The sequence below is a fragment of the Natronomonas sp. CBA1123 genome (assembly GCF_009741925.1).
GTDB lineage: Archaea > Halobacteriota > Halobacteria > Halobacteriales > Haloarculaceae > Natronomonas.
This window is the reverse complement of sequence record NZ_WPCC01000028.1, coordinates 32,552-44,209: the sequence shown is the minus strand read 5'-3', so window position 1 is coordinate 44,209 and position 11,658 is coordinate 32,552. Positions and strand designations below refer to the sequence as shown.

At 64.6% G+C, this 11,658-nt stretch carries 9 protein-coding genes and 2 pseudogenes; 7 read left to right on the top strand and 4 right to left on the bottom strand.

The features are described 5' to 3' along the window. Positions 1–1,980: pseudogene (dnaK, locus tag GJ631_RS12630) on the bottom strand (molecular chaperone DnaK); the annotation flags it as partial. A gap of 133 nt (positions 1,981–2,113) precedes the next feature. Beyond that, positions 2,114–2,734, bottom strand: coding sequence for a nucleotide exchange factor GrpE (gene grpE, locus GJ631_RS12625; protein ID WP_156709497.1), 621 nt, complete (start codon positions 2,732–2,734; stop codon positions 2,114–2,116). Positions 2,735–2,833: 99 nt separating this feature from the next. On the opposite strand from grpE, the gene GJ631_RS12620 reads away from it, so the two are divergent. Together GJ631_RS12620 and GJ631_RS12615 are read left to right on the top strand one after the other, a co-directional pair. Continuing rightward, positions 2,834–4,180 (top strand): DEAD/DEAH box helicase family protein, encoded by a 1,347-nt coding sequence (locus GJ631_RS12620; RefSeq protein WP_370518662.1) that lies wholly within the window; start codon positions 2,834–2,836, stop codon positions 4,178–4,180. Positions 4,181–4,245: 65 nt separating this feature from the next. Next, entirely contained in the window at positions 4,246–6,021 is a 1,776-nt protein-coding gene (locus tag GJ631_RS12615) for a hypothetical protein (protein ID WP_156709496.1), read from the top strand. 120 nt (positions 6,022–6,141) lie between these two features. Here GJ631_RS12615 and GJ631_RS12610 read toward each other — a convergent pair whose 3' ends face one another. Continuing rightward, complete coding sequence (locus tag GJ631_RS12610; protein ID WP_197425044.1) at positions 6,142–6,642, bottom strand: YqaA family protein; 501 nt, start codon at positions 6,640–6,642, stop codon at positions 6,142–6,144. 145 nt (positions 6,643–6,787) lie between these two features. Then, positions 6,788–8,706: pseudogene (locus GJ631_RS12605) on the bottom strand (beta-CASP ribonuclease aCPSF1). 211 nt (positions 8,707–8,917) lie between these two features. Between GJ631_RS12605 and GJ631_RS12600 the strand changes: the two are divergent. The 5 genes from GJ631_RS12600 to GJ631_RS12580 all read left to right on the top strand — a co-directional run bounded on the left by GJ631_RS12600 (position 8,918) and on the right by GJ631_RS12580 (position 11,623). After that, complete coding sequence (locus tag GJ631_RS12600; protein WP_156709495.1) at positions 8,918–9,397, top strand: hypothetical protein; 480 nt, start codon at positions 8,918–8,920, stop codon at positions 9,395–9,397. A 30-nt stretch (positions 9,398–9,427) separates the two neighbouring features. Then, positions 9,428–9,910 carry a cupin domain-containing protein gene (locus tag GJ631_RS12595; RefSeq protein WP_156709494.1) on the top strand — a complete coding sequence of 161 codons (483 nt, stop codon included), beginning with the start codon at positions 9,428–9,430 and terminating at the stop codon, positions 9,908–9,910. Positions 9,911–9,977: 67 nt separating this feature from the next. Next, complete coding sequence (locus GJ631_RS12590) at positions 9,978–10,547, top strand: DUF4382 domain-containing protein (RefSeq protein WP_156709493.1); 570 nt, start codon at positions 9,978–9,980, stop codon at positions 10,545–10,547. A gap of 63 nt (positions 10,548–10,610) precedes the next feature. Continuing rightward, positions 10,611–11,297 (top strand): AzlC family ABC transporter permease, encoded by a 687-nt coding sequence (locus GJ631_RS12585; RefSeq protein WP_156709492.1) that lies wholly within the window; start codon positions 10,611–10,613, stop codon positions 11,295–11,297. Further along, the gene (locus GJ631_RS12580; RefSeq protein WP_370518661.1) at positions 11,294–11,623 is read left to right on the top strand and encodes an AzlD domain-containing protein; all 330 of its coding nucleotides are present in this window, start codon (positions 11,294–11,296) and stop codon (positions 11,621–11,623) included. The genes GJ631_RS12585 and GJ631_RS12580 overlap by 4 nt, the downstream gene beginning before the upstream one ends. The last annotated feature ends 35 nt before the right edge of the window (positions 11,624–11,658 follow it).

Sequence of the window (11,658 nt, the reverse complement as noted above, 5' to 3'; positions counted from 1 at the left end):
TGCCGACGACTCGAGTCGCGTTACTCTCGTCGTCCTCGTCGTCGACGTCTTCGAGTCGGCGTCGACGAACTCCTCGCCGTCGCCGTCGGCGCCGCCGGGACCAGCGCCTGCACCCGGGGCCGGCACCGCCCCATGCCGCCCACTACCGCCCATGCCGCCGGCACCCGCTGCGCCGCCGGGACCGCCGGCGCCCGCAGCACCGCCTGCGGCCTGTTGTTCGTACATCTGCTTGCCGATTTCTTGGAGTTGCTCCGAGAGGCTCTCGGTTGCGGATTCCAGCGCCTCGGAGGCCTCGTCGAGTTCGTCGCTGTCGACTTCGGCGTACTCCTCGAGGGCTTCCTCGACGCGCTCGATTTCGGCTTCGATATCGGACTGGAGGTCGTCGTCGAGTTCCTCGTCGTTCTCCTCCAGCAGCGTTTCGGCGCGCTGGATGGACGATTCGGCCTCGTTGCGGGCCTCGACGAACGCTCGTCGCTGCTGGTCTTCCTCGGCGTGGGCCTCGGCTTCCTCCTGCATCTCCTCGATTTCCTCGTCGGAGAGGCCGACGCCGCCCTCGATGGTGATTTCCTCGGAGTTGCCGGAGCCCTGGTCCTCCGCGGAGACGTTGACGATGCCGTTCTCGTCGATGTTGAACGACACCTCGATTTGCGGCGTTCCGGCGGGGGCCGGCGGGATGCCGGTCAACTGGAAGGCGCCGAGCAGTTCGTTTTCGTCGGCGATTTCACGCTCGCCCTGGAAGACACGGACGTTGACGGAGGTCTGGTTGTCCGCCGCGGTCGTGAAGATTTTCGACTCCTCGGTCGGGATGGTCGTGTTCTTGTCGATGAGGCGCTCGAAGAGGCCGCCCTTGACCTCGATACCGAGCGACAGCGGCGTCACGTCGAGCAGGACGATGTCGTCGACGTCGCCGGAGAGGACGCCGCCCTGAATCGCCGCGCCCAGTGCGACGGCCTCGTCGGGGTTGACGTTCTTCTTCGGCTCTTGGCCGGTCATCTCCTCGACCTTCTCTTGGACCTGCGGCATCCGGGTGGAGCCGCCGACGAGGATGACCTCGTCGATGTCGCCCTTCGAGTAGCCGGCGTCCGAGAGCGCCTGCTCGGTCGGACCGACGGTGCGCTCGACGAGGTCGCTCGTCAGCGACTCGAACTTCGCGCGAGTCATCTTCTCTTCGAGGTTGAGCGGCCCCTCGTCGGTCGCGGCGATGAACGGGAGGTTGATGGTGGTCTCCTTCCGCGAGGAGAGTTCGATTTTGGCCTCCTCGGCGGCGTCCTTCAGTCGCTGCAGCGCCTGTCGGTCCTCCCGGAGGTCGATGCCGTTCTCCTCCTCGAAGGAGTCGGCGAGGTAGTCGATGATGGCCTCGTCCCAGTCGTCGCCACCGAGGTCGTTGTCGCCGTTCGTGGCGACGACCTCGTAGACGCCGCCGCCCAAATCGAGGATGGACACGTCGAAGGTGCCGCCCCCGAGGTCGTACACGAGGACGGTCTGGTCGGACTCGTCGTCGAGTCCGTAGGCCATCGCGGCCGCGGTCGGCTCGTTGACGATGCGGTCGACCTCGAAGCCGGCGATTTCGCCGGCGTCCTTCGTGGCCTGCCGCTGTTTGTCGTTGAAGTACGCCGGCACCGTGATGACGGCCTTCTCGATGTCGTCGCCGAGGTACTCCTCGGCGTCGCGTTTGATTTTCTGTAGAATCATCGCCGAAATCTGCTCCGGCGAGTAGTCGTCGCCTTCGATTTCGACTGTGTAGTCGTCCTCACCCATGTGCCGCTTGATGGACTGAATCGTCCGCTCGGGGTTCTGGACGGCCTGGTTCTTCGCGGGCTTGCCGACCAGTCGCTCGCCGTCGTCGGTGAAGGCGACGACCGACGGCGTCGTCCGCTCGCCCTCGCCGTTGACGATGATTTCGGGGTCCCCACCTTCCATCACCGCAAAGGCCGAGTTGGTGGTACCGAGGTCGATACCGAGAATCTTGTTGCTCGCCATGTTGGCCGTACCTATCGGTCTGAATCGGTTAAAAGTTGCTAGATACGGTGACTCACGCTTGTCGCCGTCACGGCTCCTTCCGGCGGTTTTCTGAACATCCGGTATTGGTGACCGAGAAATATAAACAGAAGCGCTATTCGCCTTCCTCGGCGACGGTGACCTGTGCGGCCCGGAGCACCTTTCCGGCCATCTCGTAGCCGGGTCGCTGGACCGAGTCGACGGTGCCGGCCGGTTGGTCGCTTTCGACCTTCAACAGCACCTCGTGGCGCTGGGGGTCTACCTCCGAACTGGGTTCGGGTTCGATGGGTTCGACGTTCTCGGCCGCGAGCGTCTCGTCGAGTTGCCGGAAGGTGGCCTCGACGCCCTCGCGGATGTCGGCGTCGTCGTCCTGTTCGAGCGCGCGCTTGAGGTTGTCCCGCACCTCCAACAGCCGGGTCACGAGGTCCTCGGTCGCGCGAGCGCGCTCCTGCTCGCGGCGCTTCTCCTGTCGCTTCTTGTAGTTCTGGAACTCCGCCTGCTTGCGCTTCAGCCGTGATTCGAGGTCGTCGCGTTCGAGTTCGAGGTCGTCGTTTCGCTCCCGCAGCGCGGCGATTTCCTCGGCGATTTCCTCAGGGTCGGCATCCGCGACGCGCTCGGCGATGGCGTCGACATCGGCCGTCTCCTCGTCGACGGACTCGGGGTCCTCGGCCTCGGTTGGCTCCTCGGCGTCGAGTGCCTCACCGTTGGCGGCCTCCTCTCGCTCCGTATCGCTCATACCCGAAGCGTGTCCTCGGCCGGCAATAAGGGTTGAGAAAGCGGTCGCACCGCAGTCGGTGAACCGTGGAATTAAGCCGACCGGTCGCCGAACGCCGGTGTGGTCACGCTGCGTTACGACGAGGGGACGATACGCGTCGACGGGGCCGACGGCGAGGCACTCGATGGCCTGTCGTTCGTCGAGGTCGACGAGCGCTCGAAGAGCCGTCGCGCCCCCGCCTTCCGGTACCCGTTTCTGCTGTCGACGTGTCACAATCGCGGCCTCGCCGTCGAGGACCGCGTTCTCGATACGCCCGATGTCGGCGACCTCTCGACGACGTACGAACTCCGGTCCTACCAGCAGGAAGCCCTCGATGCCTGGCGCGAGGCCAACGACCGCGGCACCCTCGAACTCCCGACCGGCAGCGGCAAAACGGTCGTCGCCATCGCCGCGATGGCTGCCCTCGACACCGCGACGCTGGTCGTCGTGCCGACCATCGACTTGCTCGAACAGTGGCGTGGCGAACTCCGAGCGGAGTTCGACTGCCCAATCGGTCAGTTGGGCGGCGGCGAACAGCGCGTCGAGGCCATCACCGTCGGCACCTACGACTCGGCGTACCTCCGGGCCGACGAGTTGGGCGACCGCTTCGGACTGCTCGTCTTCGACGAGGTCCATCACCTCGGCGGCGAGGGGTATCGGGATATCGCGCGTCTGATGGCGGCTCCGGCCCGACTCGGCCTCACCGCGACGTTCGAACGCCCCGACGGTGCCCACGAGGCAATCGAGGAACTGGTCGGGTCGGTGGTCTATCGCCGGTCGGCGGATGACCTCGCCGGCGAACACCTCGCCGATTACGACATCCGCCGCATCGAGGTCGAACTCACAGCCGCGGAGCGCGAACGATACGAGGAACACCAGGGCATCTTCACCGACTACCTCAAGGAATCGAACATCCAGCTCCGGAGCGGCAGCGACTACCAGGAACTCGTCAAGCGGTCGGGGACCGACCCCCGGGCCCGCGAGGCGCTGCTCGCCAAACAGCGCGCTCGCGAGGTGATGATGAACGCCGACCGCAAGGTCGAGAGATTGGCCGACATCCTCGAGCGCCACCGCGAGGACCGCGTCATCGTCTTCACCGCCTTTACCGACCTCGTCTACGACCTCGCCGAGCGCTTTCTCATCCCGCCGATAACCAACGAAACCGGCGCGGAGGAACGACGCGAAATTCTGGAGCGCTTTCGCCGGGGCGAGTACTCCCGTGTCGTCGCCGCGAACGTCTTAGACGAGGGCGTCGACGTGCCCGACGCCAACGTCGCCGTCGTGCTGTCCGGAAGCGGCTCCGAACGCGAGTTCACCCAGCGTCTCGGCCGAATCCTCCGACCGAAAGACGACGGGGGACGCGCTTTGCTGTACGAGGTCGTCACGAGCGAAACCGCCGAAGAGCGGGTGTCGAGACGGCGCCGCTGACGGGCGCTCGTGCGCCGAACGGTCCCGTAGGCTTTTGCTGTTGGTGCCTGTGAGTTTCCCCCGGGATGGGACGGCTGAACGCCTCGACGACGGCGGTTAGGAGCGCCCTCACCGCGGCTGTCGCGACGCCGCGACGCGTCCTCGCGACGCTGGCGGGCAACAGTCTCCTCTTTCGGGCCCTCCCCGATGGACTCACGTCGGTTGCTGGCCGATTCGGCGACCTACTGGCCGATGCTACCGTCGTTCCCTTTGTCCTCGCCGCATTGGCGGTCAGCGGAGAAGAACTCCGTCTCGTCGGTGCGGGGTTCGACTGGCTGTTGTTGGGGTACCTCGTCTACCAACTCCTCCCGCGGCTGTTCTCGGATGCCGACCCGGCGGCCTCGGTCATCGGTCGCCGGCGATTCCGTCTGCTGGCTACCGTCCTCGTCTGTGTGTTCGCCGTTCCACTCGCCGACCAGATGCCGGGCGTGTTCAGTCGGTCGGTGCTCCCTGCTGTGGTCGCGTCGGTGATGACACGACCGGAGGTGTTCGTTTTCGTCTTTGTCGGCTGGATTCTTGCCAGCAGCACGCTCATCGCCGCCTACCTCCACTGGACGTGGTGGCGAGACGCTGCTATCGACGACCGGGTCGAGTTCATGGACCAGATTCGCCCTGGCTCTCCCACCGACGAAAAGCAGGCGGAGATACACGATGACCTTACGCGTGAGGACTGGGTTGGCCCCGTCAGCAACGGCCTCGGGGTCGTCTCCTGTACCCTCGTTTTGGTCGCCGTCTGTCTGTTCCTCTCGATGGCCGTCGGGTTCGTCGGTATCCTGTTTCCGCTCCCGCAGGTCGTCGTGTTGGTCGGCGTGGCGGCGCCCGCGGTTGGGAAGCGACTACCCGGCGGCGTCGGCCCCAGCGGAACCGGGATTCGAGACCGGGCCGTCGACATCGAGATGCGGTTCTACCGAGTGCTGAAGTACGTCTCCACCAGTCGAAAGGGGCTGATGGTAGCGCCGTTTTTCATCGTGGGAACGCTGCTTTCGATGCTTCTTACGCTACTGTCCTTCGTGGCGATTGCACTGTTCGTGTTCATCGCTATCTACCGTCCCGACGTGTTCCTCTCTGCGCGCATCTCGGTTCTCACCCGGTGGAACATTGCTGGGTACCTGCTGTGTGCCACCGTTCCCGGTCTGTTCAGCCTCTGGTTTTGGGTCCGAGAGACCGAACGCGTCCCGCAGTTCCTCCAGGACTGGGAGCGGCGCCGGCCCGGAACCGCGAGCGTGGCGGCGGAATCGCTTCCCGCTCCAGCGACCAGACCGCCGGGCGTGTTGCTCGTACCGACAGCGTTCGTCGCGCTGTTTCCGGTTTTCTTCTGGATAGGCCGCCAAGAGACGGTGCCGTTCCTGCCGAATGCGGCGTTCGCGGTCGCGTGGCCGCTCGCACTCGGTCTCACGGTGTGGGCCGTTCGCTGGACGCTTCGAGCGGACCCCCAACCGCCGTGGACGGAGACCTACGCGCTCCCGGGTGCGTACCTCCTCCAACTCCTGTGGGTTCAGGTGCTGTTCGACGCCTTGGACCAACCACTGCTTCCGACGGCCGAGTTCGTGGCCGTCGCCGTCGGTGGCGTTGTCATGTTTTTCATGCCGGACTTGTTGTCCCGGACCGACCGGACTACCGACAACGGTACGGTGCAGTTGGTTCTCGGTACGGGGCTTTCCGGGGGTGTTCTCGTCCTGTTCGGTGGTGTGCTGTACCTCTTCGAACAGCAATTAGGGTTGTTCGCGGTTGCCGGCGGCACGGTCGTTATCTCACTCGGGGTGGTGGGCGCCGGCATCCTGTGGCTCGACGACCGCACCTAGCCGATGAAAAACGACGGGAGGTACAACACGACACAGAGGACGCCTTCGGTCGGTCCGAACGTCCACTGGCCTGTCTGCTGACGGAGTCAGTTCCGACCCGCCTCGGTTCCTCGCCACCGCTCACAGCAGGGTCGCCGGGCCGCCGATAAGCGCGAGGACGACGAGGAATCGGCCGAGGCTACCAGCGAACGTCGCCAGCGCGAACTTCAGGTCGTCCTCCTCTAGAACGGCGAAGGCGTATATCGAAACCGTATCCGGGAAGAAGGGAACCGAGAGGGCGAGTGCGAGGCCGGCGTACCCCCACTTGCGGGCGATTCTGACCGTCTGTTTCTCCGACCACTCGATGACGTTGAACCGCGAACGCCGGAGTCGCTGTACCACCGGGTCGGAGTGTTTCACTCCCTGTCCGACCCGGAAGGCGACGATGCTGCCGACGGTCTTGCCGACCGCACTCACCAACACGATGAGCGCGAGCGTCGCCGCCCCCGAGAGCCCCAGTTCCAGCGGCGCGACAAGGACGATTTCGCTCGGCCCCGGAAGGATGAACGCGATGAGAAACGAGTAGACGAAGACGATGCCGAGGCCCGTCCATCCGGTCGCGGTTTCGACGGCGTGAACCATCACGTCGAGAACCGCCGCGAAAAACGACGCGACTTCCTTCGAGAGGTCCGACACCAGCGGTGACGCCGCTTCGATGACTACTGCGGTGACTTCGAACAGTTCGAGTGGGAGGGCGAGAGTCGACACGAGTAGCGGCTTCGGGTGGTTATTTGAACCGGAACGTTTCGAGGTTCTTCGGCGCGAACGTCCGCATGTTGAACTCGTGGTACAGCGCCGAGGAGAGGTCCTGAACGGAGGACTCGTCGCCGTGGACACACAACACCTTCTCGGGCCGTGGGTTCATCGTGCGGACGAAGTTCATCAGTCCCTGCCGGTCGGCATGGCCGGAGAAGCCGTCGACGGTCTCGACGTTCATGTTCAAAGACAGCGTGCCGCGGCCGTTCGAGCGGTCGTCCATCGGAATCTCGTCCCAACCGTTCTGGATGCGTCGGCCCAGCGTCCCTTGGGCCTGGTAGCCCACGAAGACGAGCGTCGAATCCTCCTCGCTACCGACGTGGTTGAGCCACGACATGATGGGACCGCCCTCGACCATCCCGGAGGTCGACAGCACGATACAGGGGCCGCCGTCGGCGACCTCCTGTCGTTCGTCCTCGCCGCCGTCGATGTGGTTGAACTGCTCGGAGAGGAACGGGTTCTCGTCGTCGTGGAAGATGCGGTCTCGGAGGTCGTCACGCAGGTACTCGGGGTAGGTCGTGTGGATGGCCGTGGCCTCCCAAATCATCCCGTCGAGATGGACCGGGACCTCCGGAATCTCGCCGTTACGCATCGCCTCTTCGAGGACGAGCATGATTTCCTGGGAGCGGCCGACCGCGAAGGCGGGAATGAGTATCTTCCCGCCCTCCTCGGTCGTCTCGCGGATGACGCGTTTCAGTTCCTCTTCGGAGTCTTCTTGGTCGGTCTGGAAGTCGTTGCGGCCGCCATAGGTCGACTCCATGACGAGCGTCTCGACGCGTGGGAACTCGTTTACCGCGCCGTTGAACAGCCGCGTATCGTCGTAGTGGATGTCACCGGAGAAGGCGACGTTGTAGAGGCCGTCGCCGACGTGGAAGTGGGAGACGGCCGACCCGAGGATGTGGCCGGCGTTGTGGAAGGTGAGTTTGAGGTCCGGCGCGATGTCCGTTACGTCGCCGTATTCCAGCGGAATACAGTGTTTGATTGCCTCACGAACCTGCTCGGATTCGTACGGCGGGGCCCGACCCTCCTTTGCGGCCACGTCGAGGTAGTCCAGCGTCAGCAGGCCCATCAAATCGCGGGTGGGTTCCGTACAGTAGATGGGGCCATCGTAGCCGTACTTGAACAGAAGCGGGATGAGCGCCGAGTGGTCGAGGTGGGCGTGAGTGAGGACGACGGCGTCGATGTTCTGTGCGCCGGCGCCGAGCGCCTCCGGCACTTGGAGGTACGGCACCTCGCCTTCGCACCGGGTTTGTCGCCACAGTCGATGAGGACGCGCGTCTCAGGGGTGTTGAGGATGAACGACGCGCGGCCGACCTCCCGACAGCAACCCAGCGTGGTGATGCGGACCCACTCGTCGTCGGACATCTCCTCGCGGTGAATCTGCCGGCCGACCCGTTCGAGGATGTCCCGGCGGTCGTCGCGTTCCTGTTTCAGGAAGTTCCGGACGTTCGACACCGTCGCGGATTCGATGGGCGGCGTGCGGACGACTTCCGGGGTCCAGCCGACCTGTTGGGTGATTTCCCGAAGCGTCGACCCGTGGCGGCCGATGACCATCCCGGGTTTCTGGGCCTCGATGACGACTTCGCCGGTGTCGGCGTGGAAATCGAGGTCCGTGATGCCGGCCTCGTCGGGAACGACCTCCCGAATCTTCTTTCGGGCCTCTTCGGGGCGGGAGAGCACGTCGGGGTCCGGTCGCACCGTGATGCGTTTCCGGAGTTTCGACGCCAGCCGCCGAATCAAATCACCGTCGCCGGCGAACTTCTTGGGGTCCCGCGTGTAGACGACGAGCTCCGGCCCCTCGTACTTCACGTCGGAGATGGAGATGTCGTTCGGGACTTCGCTCACTATCGTTTCCTTGATGTCTTCGAGTTTCCGCTCTACTGCACTCATGATGTAGAAAGCCTCGGTTGTGGGGTTCCGGCGCCGCGGTGCACCGCTTCTCGTGTGGGCCGATGGCCCGACCGGCGTGCGGTGTGACAACAGGTCATGGATGTCGTATCTACGGGTAACTGTGGTCTCTCGACCGCGGGAACGACCGGAAAACCCGCTCGTACCCGGACGTAACCCACCACTCATATAAAATCCTTCGCAAACGGAAGACATGGAGCTTACACCCGAAACTGTCGCGGCCGAACGCGCCCGCGTCCGCGAAAACGAGACGATTCCGGCGCTGATGAACGACGTTCGGTCCCGTCTCGGTCCGCTGTTCGGCGTCGAGGTCGACCGCGTGACGGCCGAGCAGTATCGTCGGGAGGTCGACGCGGTGTTCTCGGACGGCGACCGCGCGGTCAACGTCGCCGCCCTCTGTGGCATCCTCCGTGACCTCGACTGTGATGGCGATTACCCCGGGTTCGTCGTCGACGAGTTCCTCGGCCGCAAACTCGCGGCGACCATCGCCGGCGGCGAACCGCACGCCACCCTCGCGGAGGCGACGTTTCACTTCGCGGACGTACACACCCACGGCGAAGCGGACGACGCCGCGGGCGCCGACGACCTCGATGCGGCCCTCGCCGCCGGCTTTCAGACGCGTCTGCCGGGCTGGGAGTGGACGGAATCCGACAGTCCCTTCGCCGTGGAGTAGGCTTTTGGTCGGCCCCTCGCTGGTGGCGGTATGGAACGTGTCACCATCGACGACATCGACCCGGAACCGCACCCGATGGGCGTCAACCGCGAGCGCCGCAACGTCAGCGACGCTCTCGGCGCCGAAGAGATGAGCGCCGTTCACTACGAACTCGAACCCGGCGAGTCCTTTTCGGGCGGCCTCCACACCCACCACGACCAAGAGGAGTGTTTCTACATCATGGAAGGCGTCGCCACGTTCGAACACGGCACCGATGGCGAGGAAACCAAGGTCGAAGCGGGCGAAATAATCTACTTCGACCCCGGCGAGTTCCAGTGCGGACGAAACAAAAGCGACGACACCGTCGTCGGCCTCGCGTTGGCCGCCCCCGGCAGCCAGCACAACTGGGAAGATCTCGAATCGTTCGCGCCCTGCGGTGAATGCGGCGAGGTGACGCCGCACGGCGTCGAGGAACCGGTTGACGGCTTCACCATCTTCTGTAAGGAGTGCGGCAACGAGATGCGGTTGGCCTGACCGCTGCTGTCCATCTCGCGAATCGGCCAGCAGACCTATCAACCGATACGGATTATTTCTGACGTGTATGCAACGACGAGAGTACCTCATCGCGACTGGAAGCGTCGCCGCGGGCGCCTCGCTGGCCGGTTGTATCGGCGGTGCTACAGGCACGCTCGCCACCCAGGTCACCGACCAACCCGGCGACATTTCGGATTTCGAGTCGTGTGTCGTCACCATCACCGAACTACGAATCAAGCCGGCCTCCGACGATGGAGGCGATTCCGAGAACGAAACCGATGGCGACGGGGATGAGGAATCCGCCGAGGAGACCTACGAGGTCGACGACGCCGAGGCCGACCTCGTCGAACTGCAGGACGGCAACACGCAACTCGTCGACGAACAGGAAATCGATGCAGGCGATTACGAATACCTGAAAATTCAGGTCTCGAACGTCGACGCCACGTTGGACGACGGCAGCGACGCCGACGTGAGCACGCCCGGTAACGCGCCGCTGAAGTTCAACCAATCGTTCGAGATTCGAGAGGATACCCGAACGGTGTTCACCGCGGACTTCACGCCGGTCAAGCAGGGCCAATCTGGTGGCTACGTGCTCCAACCAGTCGCCGACGGTACCGAAGTCTCCTACGAAGAGTAAGCCGACTGACTGTCCTTCCCCGAAAGACAACACATGTATCCCCGCCACCGGTAGCGTGGCGTAATGTCTTCGCGTCGTGGGTCGTTCCTCGATGGCGCCCGGACCGTCGCGCCGGTCATGGTCGGCATCGTTCCCTTCGGTCTCGTCGCCGGTGCGGCGGCCGTCCGGGTCGGTCTCTCCGGGTTGCACGCGGTCGGACTGTCCGTTCTCGTCTTCGCCGGTGCCTCCCAGCTGGCCGCAATCGAGTTGCTCGGTGATAACACACCTGCCGCGGTCGTCGTCGTGACGGTCCTCGTCATCAACCTCCGAATGACGATGTACAGCGCGTCGCTGGCGCCGTACCTCCAGGAGTTCTCGACGCGGTGGCGCGCCGCGATGGCCTATATTCTGACCGACCAGGCGTACGCCCTCTCGGTGGCCGAGTTCCGAGCCGACGAGTCGGTCAATCGGAAGTGGTACTACCTCGGGACGGCGGTGCCGCTGTGGGTCGTCTGGCAAATATGTACAGTCGTCGGCGTCGTCGTCGGCGCCCGCGTCCCCGACTCGCTGCCGCTTCAGTTCGCCGTGCCGTTGACGTTCCTCGCGATTTTAGTCCCGACGATTACCGACTCGCCGAGTGCGGTCGCCGCCGGCGTCGGCGGTTCCATCGCCGTCGTCGGTTCGGGACTCCCCCTCAATCTCGGGCTCATCACCGGCGCCGTCACCGGCGTCGTTGCCGGATTGGTCGTCGAAACGGGGTGGTTCCGGTGACCGACTCCGCGACGGTGTGGCTCGCCATCGCCGTGGCCGGCGTCGGGACCTTCCTGATTCGGTTCTCCTTCATCTTCCTCTTCGAGTACCTCTCGGAGGTTCCCGAGGGCGTCGAACGGGCGCTTCGGTTCGTCCCGGCAGCGGTGTTGGCGGCGCTGGTCGTCCCAGCAGTCGTTCTCGTCGAAGGGTCTCCCGCGGTGTCGCTCGGCAACGAGCGCCTGCTGGCCGCCATCGTCGCTGCGGTCGTCGCCTGGCGGACCGAGAGCATCTTCGCGACCATCGTCGTCGGGATGGTGGTGCTCGTTGGATTGCAGATGGTGCCGTAGAAGTAACTGAATGTAGTTACAAATTTCAGAAAATC

Coding starts and splice junctions, on each gene's coding strand:
- GJ631_RS12590 (WP_156709493.1), top strand. CDS start 9,978: ATGCAACGACGAGAGTACCTCATCGCGACTGGAAGCGTCGCCGCGGGC.
- GJ631_RS12585 (WP_156709492.1), top strand. CDS start 10,611: ATGTCTTCGCGTCGTGGGTCGTTCCTCGATGGCGCCCGGACCGTCGCG.
- GJ631_RS12615 (WP_156709496.1), top strand. CDS start 4,246: ATGGGACGGCTGAACGCCTCGACGACGGCGGTTAGGAGCGCCCTCACC.
- GJ631_RS12595 (WP_156709494.1), top strand. CDS start 9,428: ATGGAACGTGTCACCATCGACGACATCGACCCGGAACCGCACCCGATG.
- GJ631_RS12610 (WP_197425044.1), bottom strand. CDS start 6,642: ATGGTTCACGCCGTCGAAACCGCGACCGGATGGACGGGCCTCGGCATC.
- grpE (WP_156709497.1), bottom strand. CDS start 2,734: ATGAGCGATACGGAGCGAGAGGAGGCCGCCAACGGTGAGGCACTCGAC.
- GJ631_RS12600 (WP_156709495.1), top strand. CDS start 8,918: ATGGAGCTTACACCCGAAACTGTCGCGGCCGAACGCGCCCGCGTCCGC.